This window comes from Saliniferula longa (assembly GCF_050789285.1).
In the GTDB taxonomy this organism is placed as follows: domain Bacteria; phylum Pseudomonadota; class Alphaproteobacteria; order Rhodobacterales; family Rhodobacteraceae; genus CAVPWP01.
In genome coordinates, this window is record NZ_JBOUVX010000002.1 from 866,158 (window position 1) to 883,570 (window position 17,413).

At 66.3% G+C, this 17,413-nt stretch carries 17 protein-coding genes and 1 tRNA gene; 9 read left to right on the plus strand and 9 right to left on the minus strand.

Going from position 1 to position 17,413, the window contains the following annotated elements:
* Positions 1-81 precede the first annotated feature (81 nt).
* Positions 82-693 carry a LysE/ArgO family amino acid transporter gene (locus ACRDNQ_RS10785; RefSeq protein WP_431828649.1) on the plus strand — a complete coding sequence of 204 codons (612 nt, stop codon included), beginning with the start codon at positions 82-84 and terminating at the stop codon, positions 691-693.
* Here ACRDNQ_RS10785 and ACRDNQ_RS10790 read toward each other — a convergent pair.
* Positions 684-1,226, minus strand: coding sequence for a DUF6647 family protein (locus ACRDNQ_RS10790; protein WP_431828650.1), 543 nt, complete (start codon positions 1,224-1,226; stop codon positions 684-686). The genes ACRDNQ_RS10785 and ACRDNQ_RS10790 overlap by 10 nt on opposite strands.
* Before the next feature lie 75 nt (positions 1,227-1,301).
* On the opposite strand from ACRDNQ_RS10790, the gene ACRDNQ_RS10795 reads away from it, so the two are divergent.
* Positions 1,302-2,204, plus strand: a complete 903-nt coding sequence (locus ACRDNQ_RS10795; protein WP_431828651.1) for a DMT family transporter — start codon at positions 1,302-1,304, stop codon at positions 2,202-2,204.
* A gap of 9 nt (positions 2,205-2,213) precedes the next feature.
* Here ACRDNQ_RS10795 and choV read toward each other — a convergent pair whose 3' ends face one another.
* From choV to ACRDNQ_RS10810, 3 genes are all read right to left on the minus strand, one after another.
* Complete coding sequence (gene choV / locus ACRDNQ_RS10800; RefSeq protein ID WP_431828652.1) at positions 2,214-3,239, minus strand: choline ABC transporter ATP-binding protein; 1,026 nt, start codon at positions 3,237-3,239, stop codon at positions 2,214-2,216.
* Positions 3,236-4,069 (minus strand): choline ABC transporter permease subunit, encoded by an 834-nt coding sequence (gene choW, locus ACRDNQ_RS10805; RefSeq protein WP_431828653.1) that lies wholly within the window; start codon positions 4,067-4,069, stop codon positions 3,236-3,238. Before choW ends, choV begins: the two co-directional genes overlap by 4 nt.
* A gap of 84 nt (positions 4,070-4,153) precedes the next feature.
* A complete protein-coding gene (locus ACRDNQ_RS10810; protein ID WP_431828654.1) occupies positions 4,154-5,080 on the minus strand; it encodes a choline ABC transporter substrate-binding protein in 927 nt (308 codons plus the stop codon).
* Positions 5,081-5,195: 115 nt separating this feature from the next.
* Here ACRDNQ_RS10810 and ACRDNQ_RS10815 point away from each other — a divergent pair, with 115 nt between their 5' ends.
* From ACRDNQ_RS10815 to ACRDNQ_RS10845, 7 genes are all read left to right on the plus strand, one after another.
* Positions 5,196-5,906 carry an HAD family hydrolase gene (locus tag ACRDNQ_RS10815; protein ID WP_431828655.1) on the plus strand — a complete coding sequence of 237 codons (711 nt, stop codon included), beginning with the start codon at positions 5,196-5,198 and terminating at the stop codon, positions 5,904-5,906.
* 61 nt (positions 5,907-5,967) lie between these two features.
* Positions 5,968-7,746, plus strand: a complete 1,779-nt coding sequence (locus ACRDNQ_RS10820) for a hypothetical protein (protein WP_431828656.1) — start codon at positions 5,968-5,970, stop codon at positions 7,744-7,746.
* 63 nt (positions 7,747-7,809) lie between these two features.
* Entirely contained in the window at positions 7,810-8,400 is a 591-nt protein-coding gene (locus ACRDNQ_RS10825; RefSeq protein ID WP_431828657.1) for a heme NO-binding domain-containing protein, read from the plus strand.
* Entirely contained in the window at positions 8,397-9,452 is a 1,056-nt protein-coding gene (locus tag ACRDNQ_RS10830; protein ID WP_431828658.1) for a GGDEF domain-containing protein, read from the plus strand. The genes ACRDNQ_RS10825 and ACRDNQ_RS10830 overlap by 4 nt, the downstream gene beginning before the upstream one ends.
* 208 nt (positions 9,453-9,660) lie before the next feature.
* On the plus strand, positions 9,661-10,146 hold the full coding sequence (locus tag ACRDNQ_RS10835; protein ID WP_431828659.1) for a hypothetical protein: 486 nt from the start codon (positions 9,661-9,663) through the stop codon (positions 10,144-10,146).
* 82 nt (positions 10,147-10,228) lie between these two features.
* Positions 10,229-11,473, plus strand: coding sequence for an FAD-dependent oxidoreductase (locus tag ACRDNQ_RS10840; RefSeq protein ID WP_431828660.1), 1,245 nt, complete (start codon positions 10,229-10,231; stop codon positions 11,471-11,473).
* Complete coding sequence (locus ACRDNQ_RS10845) at positions 11,470-12,342, plus strand: glycosyltransferase family 2 protein (protein ID WP_431828661.1); 873 nt, start codon at positions 11,470-11,472, stop codon at positions 12,340-12,342. The genes ACRDNQ_RS10840 and ACRDNQ_RS10845 overlap by 4 nt, the downstream gene beginning before the upstream one ends.
* Before the next feature lie 143 nt (positions 12,343-12,485).
* Here ACRDNQ_RS10845 and ACRDNQ_RS10850 read toward each other — a convergent pair whose 3' ends face one another.
* The 5 genes from ACRDNQ_RS10850 to glpX all read right to left on the minus strand — a co-directional run bounded on the left by ACRDNQ_RS10850 (position 12,486) and on the right by glpX (position 17,402).
* Complete coding sequence (locus ACRDNQ_RS10850) at positions 12,486-12,866, minus strand: cyclic nucleotide-binding domain-containing protein (RefSeq protein ID WP_431828662.1); 381 nt, start codon at positions 12,864-12,866, stop codon at positions 12,486-12,488.
* Between the two features lie 515 nt (positions 12,867-13,381).
* Positions 13,382-13,987: an MBL fold metallo-hydrolase gene (locus ACRDNQ_RS10855; RefSeq protein ID WP_431828663.1), complete on the minus strand. Its 606-nt coding sequence runs from the start codon at positions 13,985-13,987 to the stop codon at positions 13,382-13,384.
* 455 nt (positions 13,988-14,442) lie between these two features.
* Positions 14,443-14,517: transfer RNA gene (locus tag ACRDNQ_RS10860), tRNA-Glu, on the minus strand.
* A gap of 79 nt (positions 14,518-14,596) precedes the next feature.
* On the minus strand, positions 14,597-16,360 hold the full coding sequence (gene recJ / locus ACRDNQ_RS10865) for a single-stranded-DNA-specific exonuclease RecJ (RefSeq protein ID WP_431828664.1): 1,764 nt from the start codon (positions 16,358-16,360) through the stop codon (positions 14,597-14,599).
* 76 nt (positions 16,361-16,436) lie between these two features.
* The gene (gene glpX, locus ACRDNQ_RS10870; RefSeq protein ID WP_431828665.1) at positions 16,437-17,402 is read right to left on the minus strand and encodes a class II fructose-bisphosphatase; all 966 of its coding nucleotides are present in this window, start codon (positions 17,400-17,402) and stop codon (positions 16,437-16,439) included.
* Between the last annotated feature and the right edge of the window lie 11 nt (positions 17,403-17,413).

Consider the following 17,413-nt stretch of genomic DNA (forward strand, 5'->3'; position numbering starts at 1 on the left):
ACGGGGCGCGCGTGTGCGCCTTGACCCGTGCAGGCCGAGACGTCGCGACCCGCTTGGCCACAAGGACAGACAACTCACCTCATGGATTCAGCGTTTCTCTCCGGTTTTGCCCTCAGCCTGTCGCTTATCCTGGCGATCGGCGCGCAGAATGCCTTCGTTCTGCGGCAGGGTCTGCGCCGTCAGCACGTCCTTGCGGTCGTTCTGACCTGCGCGGTGTCGGACGCTGTGTTGATCGCCGCCGGCGTCACCGGCTTCAGCTGGGTCGCGCAGGCAGCGCCCTGGGTCCAGCCGTTGTTCCGGTGGGGCGGGGCGGCCTTTCTTCTGGTCTATGGCGCGATCTCGTTCCGCAACGCCCTTCGCGGGGGCGAGGCGCTCGAGGCGGCGGGCAATGGCGACTGGAGCCTTCGGGCCGCGATCCTGACCTGCCTTGCCCTGACGTGGCTCAACCCTCACGTCTATCTCGACACGCTGGTCCTGATCGGCTCGGTCTCGACGAAGTTTCCGGGTCGGCATTTCGCCTTCGGCGCAGGCGCGATGGCGGCAAGCTTCGTCTTCTTCTTCGCGCTCGGCTATGGCGCGCGCCTGCTTGCGCCGCTCTTCGCCAAGCCCGGGGCATGGCGGCTTCTCGACGTCGGCGTGGGCACGCTGATGTGGGCGATTGCGTTCAGCCTGATCCTTGACACTCAGGGCTGATCGTCCACTGCCTCCGCATCCGGGCAGCGCGACAGCCGCAGGATCCCCGACCAGTCGAAAGGCGCGATGATCCCATACTCCTCGAGATAGATGGCCTGAAGGGTGTAGGCCTCCCATTCGGGTTCGCCGGTGCAGGCCCAGTCGCGGTTCGACAACTGCACGTCGTGAATCAGTTCGTGCAACAGCACCGACCGGTCATAGGGATTGTCGGCCGACCACGGCAGCACCAGATGCACGACACGCTTCGGCAGGTCGTAGGCGGCGCGCAGTTCAGGCTCGACCCGCAGGGTCTGACCCTCGTATTCGATGTCTGTTCCCACGGCGCAGAACCGGATTTCGGGGGGCGAGGCCGCAAGCCCGCGCAGGTCGTACATGGTGTGAAGCGCGATCCACCCGATGAGTTCCGTCACCAGGGTGTCGGGCACATGCGGGGACGCAGGATCGCCCTGGCCCGGCGCGCAGACCTCGTCCAGGGCCCGCACGGGTGCGCCTGATATCAGCGCGGCAGCGGCAAGGGCCATGATCAACCGCATCCCGTCCTGTCTCCCGGCGGCCCGCGTAACCCCGCCAGCCTTGCGGAGGCCAGCCGATCCTGTCAAGCGAAGGGCATGAGCGCGCCCGCCAACCGCCCGCTGGCCGGCATCCTCTGGATGCTGCTGACCGGCCTCAACTTCGTTGCCGTCACGGCGATCGTGAAGCATGTGGGCGACGCGCTGCCGGCGGCGCAGTCAGCCTTTCTGCGCTATGCGCTGGGCCTTGTCTTCTTGCTTCCGATGATCCGCCCGATCCTTGCCGCGCACCTGTCACGCCGCCAGCTTGGCGTCTTCGCCGCGCGCGGCGCGGCGCATACAGCCGGGGTCGTGCTGTGGTTCTATTCGATGACCCAGATCACCATCGCCGAGGTCACGGCGATGAACTACCTCAACCCTGTCTACGTGACGCTGGGCGCCGCGCTCTTCCTGGGCGAGACCCTGGCGCTGCGCCGCATCCTTGCCGTCGCGGCCGCCCTTGTCGGCGCGCTGGTCATCCTGCGCCCCGGCTTTCGCGAGCTGTCGCCCGGACATGTCGCGATGATCGGGACGGCGATCTTCTTCGCCGTCTCCTACCTCATGGCAAAAAGGCTGTCGGGCGACTTCAGCGCCCCGGTGGTGGTGGGGATGCTGTCCATCACCGTCACCATCTGCCTTGCCCCCTTCGCGGCCGCCGTCTGGGTGCCGCCGACGCCCGAGCAGCTGGGCTGGCTTTTCCTTGTCGCCTGCTTCGCCACGGCGGGGCACTACACCATGACGCTGGCCTTTGCCGCAGCGCCGGTGGCGGTCACGCAGCCCGTCACCTTCCTGCAGCTGGTCTGGGCGACGCTGCTGGGATGGCTCGTCTTCGGCGAGGGCGTCGATGGCTGGGTGATCCTTGGCGGCGCGGTGATTCTGGGGGCGGTCAGCTTCATCAGCTGGCGCGAGGCCGTGATCCGCCGTCGTGCGGTCACGCCCCTTGTCCACGAAACCAAGGTCTAGCGGCCGCGCCTATCGCCCCCGGGGGTCGAGAAGCCGCGCCAGGACGGTGTCGCGCGTGATCTGGCCGATGACCGCACCCTCGTCCACCACCGCCACGGGGCGCCCGGTTTCGCTGACCCGCGCCATGACGTCCTGGATCGGCGCGTCCGGTCCGCAGGTCACGGCATGGGTTCCGCTGGCAGCCTCCATCACGTCGCGCGCGCACAGGACGCCCAGCGGGTTCATGTTCGCCACGAAGTCGGCGACATAGTCGTTCGCGGGCGCCGAAAAGATGTCGCGCGGGGTGCCGCATTGCACGATCCGCCCGCCTTCCATGATGGCGATGCGGTTGCCCAGCTTGAAGGCTTCGTCGAGGTCGTGGCTGACGAAGATGATCGTGCGCTTCAGCCGGGCCTGAAGCTCGAGCAGTTCGTCTTGCAGCTTCGTGCGGATCAGCGGGTCGAGGGCTGAGAAGGGTTCGTCCATCAGCAGGATCGGGGCGTCGGTGGCGAAGGCGCGGGCAAGGCCCACGCGCTGCTGCATCCCGCCCGAAAGCTCGCCCACTTTGCGGTCGGCCCAGTTCGACAGGCCCACCAGCTCGAGCTGGCCGCGGACCTTCGCGTCGCGCTCGGCCCGGGGCATCCCGCCAAGCTCAAGCCCGAGGCCCACGTTTTCCGCGACGCTGCGCCAGGGCAGGAGGCCGAACTGCTGAAAGACCATCGCGATCCGGGTCAGGCGCAGCAGGCGCAGGGTCTTCGGATCGGCATGCGTGACCGAGGTCATACCGTCCCCGGTGTTCACGCGCACCTCGCCGCGCACCACCGGGTTGAGGCCGTTGACCGCCCGCAGAAGCGTCGACTTGCCCGACCCCGACAGGCCCATGAGGACAAGGATCTCGCCCTCGGACACGTCGATGGTGCAGTCATGAACGCCCAGGACCTGGGCTGTTCGGCTTTGGATCTCTTCGCGCGACAGACCCTCGTCCATCAGCGGAAGGGCCTTTTCCGGCGCGCTGCCGAAGACGATCGAAACCTTGTCGAATTCCACGGCGTTCATCGGCGTGTCACCCTGAGCATGCGGTCAAGCATGATGGCGACCACCACGATGACGATGCCCGCCTCGAAGCCAAGCGCGGTGTTCACCTGGTTGAGCGCGCGGACCACCGGCACGCCCAGCCCGTTGGCGCCCACCAGCGCCGCGATCACCACCATCGACAGCGACAGCATGATCGTCTGGTTGAGGCCGGCCATGATCTGCGGATAGGCCGAGGGAAGCTCGACCTTCCACAGGACCTGGCTTGGGGTGGCCCCGAAGGCCCGCGCGGCCTCGAGCAGCGGCATGGGTGTCGAGGCGACGCCAAGGTGCGTCAGCCGGATCGGTGCGGGCAGCACGAAGATCACCGTCGCGATCAGCCCCGGCACCATGCCGATCCCGAAGAAGACGATCGCCGGAATGAGATAGACGAAGGTGGGCAGCGTCTGCATCAGATCGAGAACCGGCCGCATCCACGAGTAAAGCCGGGGCCGGTGCGCCGCCGCGATCCCGATAGGCACGCCAAGGCCCATGCAGACGACACAGGACGACAGGACCAGCGTCAGACTTTCCGTCGTCTCTTCCCAATAGCCCTGGTTGAGGATGAAGAGAAACCCCAGCCCGACCAGAAGGCAGGTCTTCCACGACCGCTGCAGGACCCATGTCAGGGCCACGAAGATCGCGATGATGATCAGGGGATGCGGGGCCTGCAGCACCCACAGGATCGCATCGATCATCGCCTCGAGAGCAGCCGACAGGCCGTCGAAGAACCAGGCGCCGTTGATCTGAAACCAGTCGAAAATATCCGAGGCGACGCGACCCACCGGGATCTTTGTCTCTGTCAGCCACTCCATCGCGGATGTGCCTTCCTTCGCGGATCAGGATGTCGCCGCCGTCGTGTCAGGGGGCGGGCGTCCGCACGTCCGCCCCCCGTCGGGTCAAAGCCCCAGCGCCGCCTTCACCGCGGCAAGGCCGTCGCCGCCGTCCTTCGTCGTTACGCCGTCAAGCCAGGCATCGAGGACGCCCGGGTTGGCCTCGATCCATGCGGTCGCGGCAACGGCGGGATCCCTGCCGTCGTCAAGGATCGAGCCCATGATCTCGTTCTCCATCGCCAGCGTGAACTCGAGGTTCTGAAGCAACTTGCCGACGTTCGGACATTCCTCGACGTAGCCCGACGAGGTGTTGGTGTAGACGGTCGCCCCGCCCAGGTTCGGGCCGAACCAGTCGTCGCCGCCCTCAAGGTAGGTCAGGTCGAAGTTGGCGTTCATCGGGTGCGGCTCCCAGCCCAGGAAGACCACGGGCTCGCCCAGACGGTCGGCGCGGGCGACCTGCGCGAGCATCCCCTGTTCCGAGCTTTCCACCACATCGAAGCCCGACAGGCCGAAGGCGTCGGCGGCGATCATGTCCATGATCAGGCGGTTGCCGTCGTTGCCGGGCTCGATCCCGTAGATCTTGCCCTCAAGCGCGTCCTTCTGACCGGCGATGTCGGCGAAGTTGGTGATCCCGAGTTCGGCCGCCTTCGCGTTGACGGCCAGCGTGTACTTCGCCCCTTCGAGGTTTGCGCGCACCGTGTCGACGGTGCCGGCATCGCGGTAGGGCGCGATATCGGCCTCCATCGTCGGCATCCAGTTGCCGAGGAACACGTCGATGTCGCCGGCGGCAAGCGAGGTGTAGGTCACCGGGACCGACAGGATCTTGATGTCCGTGTCATATCCCAGCGCCTCGAGCACGACCGTGGTCGCCGCGGTGGTCGCGGTGATGTCGGTCCAGCCGACATCCGAGAAGGTGACGGTGTCGCAATCTGCCCAGGCGGCGCCGGCGGCGGCCGACAGGGCAAGGGCGCTTAGCGCGCTGCGAAGAAACATAGGGGTCTCCCTGACTTGTTTTTTTCTGGAGGCGATTGAACAACTCCGCGACCCGCTTGGCAACCGTTCTGGTAAATCGCTTCCGCGGCGCCGCGATCGGTGCTAGCGGACAGCCATGACCGATACCTCCCTTCGCGGCGTGATCTTCGACAAGGACGGCACGCTTTACGACTTCCAAAGGACCTGGGCCGCATTTGCGGGCACGTTCCTTTCCGACCTCGCGAAGGGCGACCCGGCGCTGTTCGACCTCTTGTCCCATGTCGCGGGCTACGATCCCGACGCGCGGCGTCTTTTGCCCGGAAGCGTGGTCATCGCCGAAACGCCCGCGGCGATCGCCGAACTGCTGTTGCCGTTTCTGCCCCAACCGCCGGCGCTTTCGACGCTGGTGACCGACATCAACACCGCGGCGCTGGCGGCGCCGCTGTGCCCCGCAGTGCCGCTGGCGCCGCTTCTGGACGACCTGCGCGGGCGTGGCCTTGCGCTGGGTGTCGCCACCAACGACGCCGAGGGGCCGGCCCGGGCGCACCTCACGTCGACGGGGGTCCTCGACCGGTTCGATTTCATCGCGGGCTACGACAGCGGTCACGGCGCGAAGCCCGGTCCGGGTCAGCTTCTGGCCTTCGCCGATGCCGCGGGCCTTCACCCTTCGCAGGTTCTGATGGTCGGCGACAGCGCTCACGATCTGGTGGCCGGGCGCGCGGCGGGCATGGCGACGGTCGGGGTTCTGACCGGGGTCGCGGGTTCCGCCGATCTTGCGCCGCTTGCGGACGCGGTCCTGCCCAACATCGGCGGGCTTCCCGCCTGGCTTGACGCACGGGGCCGATGACGGGAGTCGCGTCGCGCGGTAGGCTCCCACAAGGTTGATCGGCCGCGCTAGGAGACCGCGCATGGATGCCACATCCGACCTGATCCGGACCCGGCGGATCGTGATGGCCGCGTTCGGGCTTGTGGCCGGGCTGGCGGCCTATGCCATCGCCGAGGTGCTTCCGGACCTCCTGGTCGACGGCCGGCTGCGGCTTGCGCTGTCGGCCTTCGGGGTCGTCTTCTTTTCGGCGACGCTCGCCATGGCGGGGCCAATCTCGCTGATGCATGCCGCAGCAGGTGGGGCGTTGGCGGGAACGGTCCTTGCCGCGTTTCTGACCTGGGCCAGCCTGCGTTTCGATGGCGTGGGACCGTTCCTTGAAACCGGGCATCCGATCACGGCTGCGTCCGTGGCGCTGGCCGTCTTCCTGCCGTTCTGGATCGCGGGGGCACGGCCCGGGGGCGGGTGGTCCGACTATGTGGCGCTTTTCGATGCGGCCTGGCGGATCGTCCTGCGGTATATCGTGGCGGGCCTGTTCGTATTGGTCGCCTGGGCGATGATCTTTCTTGGCGACAGCCTGCTGGGCGTCGTCGGCATCAAGGTGATCGGCGACGTGATCGCGATCGACTGGGTGCCTTACGCGATCTCGGGCGCGGTGTTCGCCACCGCCATCGCGATCGTCGAGGAATTCGCGGATACCGTCTCGCCCTATCTGCCGCTTCGGCTCTTGCGGCTTGTCCTTCCGCCGCTGGTCGCAGTGACCGGCCTCTTCCTGGTCGCGCTGCCGTTTCGCGGCCTGTCGGGGCTGTTCGGAAGCCTGTCGTCGGCCGGCGTCCTGATGTCGGTCGCGGTCACGGGCATCACGCTGGTCTCGGTCGCCGCCGACCGGACGGACGAGGACGCGACGTCGTCGCCCGCACTTCGCGTGTCGGCGCGGCTGATGGCGCTGTTCCTGCCCCTTCTTGGCGGGTTGGCGGTCTGGGCGATCGCGATTCGCGTCGGTCAGTACGGCTGGTCGCCCGACCGTGTCGCGGGAATGACGGCTGCCCTTGCCTGCACGGCCTATGGTCTGGGGTATGCCGCGGCCACGCTGAGCGGGCCGGCCTGGATGGCGCGCTTGCGGCAGGTGAACGTCCCGCTTGCGTTGATGCTGGGGGCAACCGGGCTCGTGTGGCTGACGCCGGTGATCGACGCGCAGCGGATCTCGGCGCAAAGCCAGCTGGCCCGGTTCGAGCGCGGCGATGTCGGTCCCGACGGCCTTGATCTTTGGAGCCTGCGCCAGGAATGGGGCAGGGCGGGCACGGTGGTTCTGGCGGCGCTGACCGATCCGGCCCATCCGCGCGCCGACGAGATCGACGACCGGCTTGCCCAGCTGGCCGAGGCGACGGACCGCTACAGCTTCGAGGCCACCTTGCCCCCGGCGGCGCGGGCAGCCCTGATCGAAAGCCTTCTTGCCGACCTGATCATCCGCCCCGAAGGCGCGGCCCTTCCGCCCGGCGTGATGGACGGCGTGCCCGTGCCGGACCTTCGCCGCTGGCACGCCGCCTGCGGTCGCTTGACGCCCGCCGGTCATCCCGGCTGCGTTGCGCTTCTGGTCGATCTTCTTCCGGCCGAGCAGGGCGACGAGATCGTGCTTTTCACGCTGATCGACGCCGAGCTTGCCAACCTCACGGCGCTGGTGCCCGCCCGCGCGGGATCCGAGGGCGAAGGTGCGCTTGTCAAGCCCGTCGAGCTTGTCGGCGACTTCTCCGAGGTCGGCCAGCCGCGGACACTCGACCGGATCGTCGAGGGCGACTTCACGGTCTTACCCTTGCCGCTGAACGCCCTGGGAATCGGGGGCAGCACCGTCTTCCTTCTGCCCTAGGTTCATTGGGCATTTGTTAAGCGCTTCGTCCTAGTCTGCCCCGGTCCGAGAGGGGTTTTGGGCATGTACGGATTGGTGAACCGGGCGCTTCAGCGCTTTCTTTGCGATACCTATGGGGCTGGCGCCTGGCACGACATTGCGCGGGCGACCGGGCTGCGACTTGACGACTTCGAGCCGCTTCTGACCTATCCCGAAGAACTGACGATGAAGATCCTTGCCGCCGCGTCCGAACGGTTGCGGCAGTCGACCGACGATCTTCTCGAGGATCTTGGCACATACCTTGTGTCGCATCCCACCTACGAGGCAAGCCGGCGCCTTCTGAGGTTCGGGGGCGGCAGTTTCGTGGATTTCGTCCATTCTCTGGACGATCTGCCCGACCGCGCCCGCCTTGCGCTGCCCGACCTCGTGTTTCCGCGCCTCGCGGTCGAGGCGCGGTCTGCGCGTGGCTTCCTGTTGACGGTGGGGCCGGGGATGCAGGGATTCTCGCATGTCCTGACCGGCGTTCTGCGCGGCATGGCCGACGACTATGGGGCGCTCGCACTGATCGAGCATACGGCGGGGACCGACGGGCAGGCGACCATCCTTGTCGAGGTGCATGACACCCGCTTCGCCAAAGGCCGACGCTTCGAACTTGCGGTGCGGGTGGCGTCATGACCCTGGCGCAGCCCCTGCCGGCGCCGGCGATCACGCTTGACCCAACGGCGCTTGACCTGCTGATGCCCCTGCATCTTCGCCTTGGCGCCGACGGCACGATCCTTCATGCCGGGCCGACGCTGAGTCGGCTTGCCGCCCTTGGCCCGCTTGAAGGCGATGGGTTCTTCGGGCGCTTCGAGGTGTTGCGTCCTTCGGTGGGCACCTCGGTCGAGGCGCTGCTGTCCCGCCCCGGAACACGGCTGAAGCTTCGCCTGAGGCAAGAGCCAGACCTGGGGTTCCGCGGACTTTCGCTGCCCTGCCCGACGGGCGAGGGCGTGCTTGTGAACCTTTCGCTCGGGATCGCCGTGGTCGAGGCCGTCCGCCGCTTCGGCCTGACCAACGACGATTTCGCCGCCACCGACCTTGCCATCGAGATGCTCTATCTGATCGAGGCCAAGTCCGCCGTTCTCGACGAACTGCGCAGCCTCAACGACCGGCTTCGTCACGCCCGGGCCATGGCCGAGGAACAGGCCTTCACCGACACGTTGACCGGTCTGGCCAACCGACGAGCGCTTGAAGGCGTGTTGGAGGACCTGATCGTATCCGGCCGCCCTTTCGGCCTCATGCGGATCGACCTCGATTTCTTCAAGGAGGTCAACGACCAGTTCGGCCACGCGGCCGGCGACCATGTCCTGCAGGAGACCGCATCGATCCTGCGTGACGAGGTGCGCGAGGGCGACACCGTGGCGCGCGTCGGCGGCGACGAATTCGTCGTGCTCCTGCGCGGCGAAACCGATCCCGTCAGGCTGGAGGGCATCGCCCTCAGGGTTGTCGCTCGCCTGTCCCAGCCCATTGCCTTCGGCAGCACCGCCTGTCGCATCTCGGCCAGCATCGGCACGACGCTTTCAAGGTTCTATTCCCCCCCGGAAGCCGACATCCTTCTGCGCGACGCGGATGCCGCGCTTTACATCTCGAAACGCGAAGGCCGGTCGCGGGCCACCTCCGTCTCGCCGGATCTGATCGCCGCAGGGGGGCTGTCGCAGGTGCTGGGTGAAGCGCCACGCTGGCGTTGACGGACCGATCGCCGGCCAAAGAGACCGGCGCCGCATCAGGAATGGCAACTCGGACGATGTCCGTCACATCGTCCGCAGGCTTTGGGGCCATTCCTCGATTCCTTGTTTTCAGTCGGGTTCGATGCCATGCTCACCCTTGGGTGTCTTTCGCTTTCCGTAAGAGTGTGTGGATTTGGGTTTGGGTCGGATCGTTTGCGGACGGCATCTCATGCCGCAAGAGACCAAGGGTCAGCGCAAGGTCAGTCGGCGTTCCGCCGTCCGCCTAAGGACTGCGGAGGCACTGGGGCAGGACCTGGTCGGCAACACGCTTCGTCCACCTGAAAGGATCGGCGCGAAGCGCAGGGCGCAACGCCTCATGCTGCGCGGCACGCGAAGGGACAAAGGCCGCAATGGTTTCGCCAAGGATCCGACGTCCGGGCAGGGGCCAGCTCTCAAGGACGGGAAACGCGGGATTGTCTGGTCAGGCAGCGAACCGCCCGTGCGCCTGGCGAAGACGCGACTGGCCTTCGCGGGCGGGGTCGAGAGATGCCCGGCGATGGCTCAACCGTTTCCCATCCCTGCCAACGGCTGTCCCCCGCCAAAGCCCGCCGATGCGAGGATCGTCGTCCGAAAGGAAGGGCCGCACGCGGCGTTCGGAAAGGTGACGCCGGGCGTCCATGCGGCCCGGCGCAACGCAGCCGGAGAATCCGCATGAAGCCCGGATCAAGAACAGGGAGGCGTCCAACCTCTCATGCGTGGACGTCTCGTGCGGATCGCAAGGCAAGGCGCGGGCCAGTATGTCACTCGTGAGACCTGTCGGGCGGGTTGCGGTTCTTGGGGCCGGAATGGCGGGTGTGAGCACCGCCATCTTTCTGGCGCGTCGCGGCTATCACGTCACGCTCTATGAAGAAATGGACACCGCGCTGTCCGGCGCAAGCCGCTGGAACGAGGGAAGAATTCACCTCGGCTATGTCTATGGCGCCGATACGACGCTGAACACCGCCAAGCATCTTCTGCCCGGCGGTCTGTCGTTCAAGCCGCTTGTCGAAGAACTTCTGGAAGAGCGGATTGCACCCTCGGTCACCCAGGGCGACGACCGCTACCTGGTTCACAGGAAAAGCGTTATCGCAGCCGATCCGCTTGAAGCCAACCTGCACGCCATCAACGACCTGGTGCGAAGCCATCCCGACGCCGCTGCCTACCTGGACGATGCGTCGAATGCGCGTGTCCACCGCATGTCCGAGTCCGAGCTTCGCAACCTCACCGACAGCCCGGACATCACTGCGGGCTTTCATGTCATGGAACGGTCGATTGAAACGCAGTGGCTTTGCGACCGGCTGCTGGATGTGGTGACGAACACGCCCGGGCTGACCTTGCGGACCGGTGCCAGGGTTCTCTCGGCGACACCCGTCCGCACCGAGGACGGGCCGTGGCGCGTGGCGACACCGGAGGACACCGAAACCTTCGACCTTGTCGTCAACACCGCGTGGAACGGCCTGCTTGAAATCGACAAGACCGCCGGACTTCCCCTGAATTTCGAATGGTCACATCGCTATCGCATTTCCCTTTTCGCGACGACGAAAAGAAACGTTCCTGTCGGCAGCATGTTCGTCGCCGTCGGCCCCTTCGGCATCTTCAAGAACCACAACGACCGCATCTTCTACATGTCCTGGTATCAGACCGGGCTCCGAACCTATACCGAGGGTCTTTCGGCGATCCGGCCCGCACCGATGACCAAGACCGAGGCGGTCGAGTTCATCGACCGCACGCGTGGCGCTCTCGAACGACTGATGCCGCCCGTGGCCGAGGTTTTCGCGAACGTCGAAACGCTGCGACTCGAGGGGGGCTTCGTTCTGGCCCAAGGGACGGGGCGTCTGGACGATCCGGCGGCGTCTCTTCACAAGCGCGACAAGTTCGGCGTCCGCCGGCGCGGCAATTTCCTTTCGGTCGACACCGGGAAGTTCGCCACTGCGCCTTGGGTGGCAAGGCGCGTGGCCGACATGGTGACCGGCGAAGGTCGGCTTTCGCAGGTGGCAGAGTGAAGGCTGCCCCCCGCGTCACGGCAGTTGTGCCGACCTACAATGCCGCCGGGTTCGTCGAGCAGACGTTGGCGGCGCTGGACGCGCAGACATACTCCAACCTCGAGATCCTGATTGGTGACGATGCCTCGACCGACGACACGCCTGCGCTTCTGCGCTCTTTCGCCGAAGCGCGCCCCAACGTCCGTCTGATCCTGCGCGAAGAAAACGTGGGGTGGGTCGCGAACACCAATGACCTGATGCGCCGACGCAGCGGCGAGCTGATGTTCTTCATGCCGCATGACGATCTCATCATGCCGACCTACGTCGAGCGGCTAGTCGCCGCGCTGATGGCAAACCCCCAAGCGGTTTTGGCCTACAGCGATGTGCTGGCGGTGCCGGTCCATGGCACGCCCCACGAGGTCAGCCTGATCAGGCTTGACGGCGAGACAAGCGCGATCCGCCGGGCACTGGTCTACATCACGCGGGCCCGGGGCTGGTGGGTGCCGCATCGGGGCATTTTCCGCGCCGAGGCCTTCGACCGGATCGGCGGCCTTCAGTTGAACCGGCTTGGGGAATACTCGGCCGATACGGCCTGGCTGCTGCACATGGCGCTTCTCGGTCAATTCGTCCGGGTTCCCGAAGTCCTTTATCACAAGGTCTGGAAGCCAAGCAGCCTGAGCCTCAACTGGGACGGCGGCCGCTATCCCGGGCGGGCCCTGCAGGAGGCAACGTACCGCGAGGTCATGCGCAGCGACGCACCGCGGCATCAGAAACTGGTGATTGGGGGCCTGATCCGCCTGCTCGGTCCGGTCCGTTGGGTGAAATGGCGCCTCGGCCAGGGCCGCACTGCCTTGAACACGCGGTCAGAGGGTCCGTCCAGCCTGGACTAGCGCCCGACGTGATCCTGCGCGTGTTCAAGCCCCCTGGCTCCGTTTCGACCCTCGCAGGTTCCTTGACCGCTTTCGATGGTCGGTTCTGGCGGTCGTCACGCCGGTAGCCGGCCGGTGCTTCTTGTCGCCCAACACCATCAAGATCACTCGGGACGCTTCGGCGGTTCGAGCACCCCCTTGGATGCAAGCTTCCTGTTGGATGCGCGAAGGCGAAGGATCAACGAACGAAGCAGGGCCATCGCCTGCGCCGGATCGCTCGACATCATCTCGACGACTTCGTCTGTGGTGTACGCCTCGCAAGCGGTTGGTTCTCGCGCGACTGCGGTGGCTGACCGCGGGGCGGGGTCGATGATTCCCATCTCGCCGAACACTTCTCCGGTACCGATCGTAGCAACCCGCTTCTCTTTCCCATCGCGACCTACCACGACGATATCCACAGACCCCGCAAGGATGTGGTACGAATACGTGCTAGGGTCACCTTGGGAAAAGATCGTCTGCCCCGCTCCGAACATCACGGATTTCATGGAGCTCTCCCATCATCTCGCCCAAGGATGACGCTATCACACCTCGGGTCGGTTTCCAGCGGCTCGCTTTGCGAGCGCGAAGGCAGCCCACGATTGGAGGGCGAATCGAGGGAAGCGGTCCAGCGCAGGCACATCCCCGGCAAGGGCTGGTTCACATGCCTGCGTCGCCGTAGGCCCCTCGAGCCATGGTTCAACAGACCTCGCGTCTTGGCGAGATCGAAGGGTCACGAAGTGATAAGAGCCATCTGGCGGGTGGCATCGGCTTTGCCAGCGGCACTCTGCCGCTCGCCCTTTCCAGCATCGGCCCCAAAGGGACATCGACTTGAAGCGCGACGAAGGTCCAGGTCCCGCCCTCAGTACCCAAGGCTGCGCTCAAACCGAAGGTTCGAGAAGGGCTCACGGGCGACCCCCGACCATTTCGCTTGGATGACTGCTGGGTCGGGCGAAGCGGACCTTGGCGAACCCACAGACGGACTGTGGAACGCGGCCGCAGAAGTGATTATCGAACGGCTTTCTCAAAAATAGCCGCTCACCCCATCAATCTCGATCACAACACCGATGTCGCCACGGTCGCGTCCATACACGTGGGTGCCGCGGGGGATGTCCGAGGAATTTGAAAGAGCCCTGAACGTTATGCCATTCACAACTTGCTCGGTACCGGCCTCGAACGGCGTAATCACATTGTTCGAAATCATCAAAGGCAGCTGGTCGATGACCGATTGCGTCGCCAGCACAACGGTGTCGCGGCGCAGCAACCCGATCATGGTGTCGATGCTAAGGTGGTCGGGATGCGCCCGTGTCAGGATGACGATGTCAGGGCGGCCAAAGCGTTTGTACTGCTCCTGATTTCCCACCGGATCGATAAGTATAAGCGCTTGATCCAGATCCAGCACGATACTCGTGCGATTGGTCGCAATGGGCTCTGGAAACGCGATGGACAATAGATGTTCCGTCGCCAAGTGTTGTGCCGATCGAGCATTGCCGGCGTGCACCGAACCTGAATCTGGCGTCGGAGCGTTCATCCAAGCGAGCGCTGCGGTCTGAGCCATACCTGCTAAGGCGACAAAGGCGAACAGGGTTTTCATTGTGATGGTGCCCTCGATCACTTCGGCCAGGAACACGGAAACGTCGGTTCACGCCGAAGCGGCGCGCGTGCCGTGGAAACATCTAGCCCCTTTGGCGGAAAAGGTAGTGATGGTCGGTGTGACGACCAAAGACGCCCATCACGTTTCTGTCAGCGACCATCTCATCCCAATGCTTGATCACCGTTGCCGTCTCCGCCAGCAAGGTGAGCGTCTTGTCTTCAGGCTTCAGGCGTCCCGGAGATCGTCGTTGGTGCTGCTGGTCGTGCCGCCGATCCGCTCCCGTATCCCGCGCCGTCCATCGAACAGCCGGACGTTGGCCGAATGCGTGTGCATCGCGACCTCTCCGTTCCCGAGTGTCTGACACGCGGAAATGCGGGTCCGGGAACAAGGGCAGAGTTTCGCACCGGAGGTGTGATGTGGCGAGGATCGTGGATCAAGCCTTTGGCTTTCTCCAGCGTGCCAGTTCAGATCAGCATCGTCAGGATATGGAGTGGCAGCCCGTAGGGGAGTCGAACCCCTCTTTTCAGGTTGAAAACCTGACGTCCTAACCGATAGACGAACGGGCCACTGGCTTGCGTGGGCTGCTATCTAGGCAATGGCCGCGACAAGGGCAAGCAGAAATTCGCGGCGCCTTTCGCGGATCGGTCAGTCCGCCGGCGCAGCGTCTTCGAGGCGCAGCTGCACGCGCTGGCGCCCGCCCCAGGTGTTAAGCTCAAGCCTGCCGGCAAGGTGCATCCGCGCCCCGCGCGCGGCGGCAAGGGCCGGGCCAAGGGGGCCCTCGAAGGCGCCAAAGGCGATGGCGTCAATGCGGGCGCCTCCACCGCCGCCGACCGACAGCTTCAGGTGCGTGTCCCCCACCTGGCGCGCATCAAGCACGGTGAGCGCCGAGAAGGCGAATCGCGGCGCCGAGGCACCCATGCCGAAAGGGCCGGCGCGGTCGAGGTCGGCCAGAAGTTCGGGCGTCGCCGCGTCGGGCATCAGAAGGGCGTCGATGCGCAGATCGGCAGGCCCCGCCGCATCGGCACCCTGACGCGCCAGAAGCTCGCCAAGGCGCGCCATGGCGGCTTCGATCCGGTCGCGCGACACCGTCAGACCTGCCGCCATTCGGTGTCCGCCGCCCTTTTCAAGCAGCCCTTCGCGCGCCACGCGCTGAACCGCGGCGCCCAGATCGACGCCGGCGACCGACCGGCCGGACCCCTTGCCCAAGTTGCCGTCTAGGCCGATCACCACGGCCGGGCGGTTCAGCGCTTCTTTCAACCGGGCCGCGACAATGCCGACGACGCCCGGGTGCCAGCCCTCGCCCGCCGCCCAGACAAGCGGGCCGTCGGTGCCCCGCGCCTCGGCCTGGGCAAGGGCTTCTTCGCGGACCGCCGCCTCGACCTCGCGCCGCTCGGTGTTGAGCTTGTCAAGACGTGCGGCCAGCGCGCGCGCCTCGTCGGGGTCGGTGGTTGCCAGACAACGTGCGCCCAGATCGGCCGCGCCGATCCGCCCTCCGGCGTTGATCCGCGGGCCCAGAACGAAGCCCAGGTGATAGGCGTTGGGCGCGGTATCCAGCCGGGCGATGTCTGACAGGGCCACAAGCCCGGGCCGTTCGCGCCGCGCCATGACCTTCAGACCCTGCCGAACGAAGGCGCGGTTGACGCCCAGAAGCGGGGCGACATCGGCGACCGTCGCCAGCGCCACCAGATCGAGAAGTCCCAGCAGGTCGGGGGCGGGTTCGCCGGACTGGCGCAACTGGCGTCCCGCCTCGACGAGCGTCAGGAAGACGACCGCGGCCGCGCAGAGATGCGCCAGATCGCCGGATTCGTCCTGCCGGTTCGGGTTCACCACGGCAAGCGCGGGCGGCAGGGTCTCGCCCCCCAGGTGGTGGTCGAGGATCACCACGTCCGCGCCCTTCGCCGCGGCGATCGCCTCGTGCGAGAGGGTCCCGCAATCGACGCAGACGATCAGGTCGTGACCCTGCGCCAGCGCCGCCATCGCCGGCGGGTTCGGGCCATAGCCCTCGTCGATCCGGTCGGGAACATAGACGGTCGCCGTGCGGCCGAAGGCGCGCAGCCAGTCCACCAGAAGTGCGGCCGACGCGCCGCCATCCACGTCATAATCCGCGAAGATGGCAATCCGTTCGTCACGCCGCACCGCCGCCACCAGCCGGCCGGCGGCCGGTTCCATGTCGCGCAGCGATCGTGGGTCGGGCAGAAGGTCGCGCAGTTGCGGCTCGAGGTAGCGCAGCGCGCCCGCGGGCTCGACCCCAAGCCGCGCCAGCGTCTGGCACAGCGCTGGCGGCAGGCCGGTGTCCTGGCCGATCATCTCGGCGCGCCGTTCCGCCTCGGGTCCGGGCCCGTGCCAGCGCCGCCCGGTCAGCGAGCGTTCGACGCCAAGAAAGGCGCGCAGGGGACCGTCGTCAGGCAAGAGAACCCCCAGATGTGGTGGTCGTTCCGTCAGCGCAACTCTAGATCGGGCTTGGCGGATTCGGAAACCCCGTCGGTCAGCCCGTGGGATTGCGATAGGTCATCCGGCGCACGGACCCGGTCTTCGACCGCATCAGGATCGTCTCGGCGGTCAGATAGCCGATCTCGCGCTTGATACCAGGCAGGATCGAGCCGTCGGTCACGCCGGTCGCGGCGAAGATCACGTCGCCCGTCACCATGTCGTCGCGGGTATAGACCCGCGACAGGTTGGTGATGCCGGCCTTTTTCGCGCGCGCACGCTCGTCGTCGTTGCGGAACAGAAGCTTGCCGAAGATCTGACCGCCCATGCACTTGAGCGCCGCCGCCGCCAGAACCCCTTCCGGCGCGCCGCCCGAACCCATGTACATGTCGATCCCGGTCTTTTCGGGTTCGGCGCAGTGGATCACGCCGGCCACGTCGCCGTCGGTGATCAGTCGGATCGCGCAGCCCGTGGTGCGAAGCTCGGCGATCATCTCGTCGTGGCGGGGGCGTTCCAGAACGCAGACGGTGATGTCCCCGGTCGAACACCCCTTCGCCGCGGCCAAGGCCGAAACCCGTTCGGCCGGCGACATGTCCAGCGTGACGACCCCCTTGCGGTATCCGGGGCCGATCGCAAGCTTGTCCATATAGACATCGGGGGCGTGCAGCATGGACCCGCGCGGCCCCATCGCGATGACCGCAAGCGCGTTCGGCATGTCCTTGGCCGTGAGCGTCGTGCCTTCCAGCGGATCAAGCGCGATGTCGACGGCGGGGCCGTCGCCGGTTCCGACCTCTTCGCCGATGTAGAGCATCGGCGCCTCGTCCCGTTCGCCCTCGCCGATGACGACGACGCCCTTGATGTCGAGCTGGTTGAGCTGACGGCGCATCGCGTCGACGGCGGCCTGGTCGGCGGCCTTCTCGTCGCCCCGCCCGATGAGCTTGGCCGAGGCAAGCGCCGCCGCCTCGCTGACCCGCGCAAGCCCCAGCGAAAGCATCCGGTCGTGAAACTCGGTGGCTGCGGTCATGTCCCGTCCCT

What these genes read in the sequence shown, in the direction of transcription:
- ACRDNQ_RS10835 (WP_431828659.1), top strand. Translation starts at nt 9,661, where the DNA reads ATGCCGCAAGAGACCAAGGGTCAGCGCAAGGTCAGTCGGCGTTCCGCC.
- ACRDNQ_RS10790 (WP_431828650.1), bottom strand. Translation starts at nt 1,226, where the DNA reads ATGCGGTTGATCATGGCCCTTGCCGCTGCCGCGCTGATATCAGGCGCA.
- ACRDNQ_RS10820 (WP_431828656.1), top strand. Translation starts at nt 5,968, where the DNA reads ATGGATGCCACATCCGACCTGATCCGGACCCGGCGGATCGTGATGGCC.
- ACRDNQ_RS10825 (WP_431828657.1), top strand. Translation starts at nt 7,810, where the DNA reads ATGTACGGATTGGTGAACCGGGCGCTTCAGCGCTTTCTTTGCGATACC.
- choW (WP_431828653.1), bottom strand. Translation starts at nt 4,069, where the DNA reads ATGGAGTGGCTGACAGAGACAAAGATCCCGGTGGGTCGCGTCGCCTCG.
- choV (WP_431828652.1), bottom strand. Translation starts at nt 3,239, where the DNA reads ATGAACGCCGTGGAATTCGACAAGGTTTCGATCGTCTTCGGCAGCGCG.
- glpX (WP_431828665.1), bottom strand. Translation starts at nt 17,402, where the DNA reads ATGACCGCAGCCACCGAGTTTCACGACCGGATGCTTTCGCTGGGGCTT.
- ACRDNQ_RS10850 (WP_431828662.1), bottom strand. Translation starts at nt 12,866, where the DNA reads ATGAAATCCGTGATGTTCGGAGCGGGGCAGACGATCTTTTCCCAAGGT.
- ACRDNQ_RS10785 (WP_431828649.1), top strand. Translation starts at nt 82, where the DNA reads ATGGATTCAGCGTTTCTCTCCGGTTTTGCCCTCAGCCTGTCGCTTATC.
- ACRDNQ_RS10840 (WP_431828660.1), top strand. Translation starts at nt 10,229, where the DNA reads ATGTCACTCGTGAGACCTGTCGGGCGGGTTGCGGTTCTTGGGGCCGGA.
- ACRDNQ_RS10815 (WP_431828655.1), top strand. Translation starts at nt 5,196, where the DNA reads ATGACCGATACCTCCCTTCGCGGCGTGATCTTCGACAAGGACGGCACG.
- ACRDNQ_RS10810 (WP_431828654.1), bottom strand. Translation starts at nt 5,080, where the DNA reads ATGTTTCTTCGCAGCGCGCTAAGCGCCCTTGCCCTGTCGGCCGCCGCC.
- ACRDNQ_RS10830 (WP_431828658.1), top strand. Translation starts at nt 8,397, where the DNA reads ATGACCCTGGCGCAGCCCCTGCCGGCGCCGGCGATCACGCTTGACCCA.
- ACRDNQ_RS10795 (WP_431828651.1), top strand. Translation starts at nt 1,302, where the DNA reads ATGAGCGCGCCCGCCAACCGCCCGCTGGCCGGCATCCTCTGGATGCTG.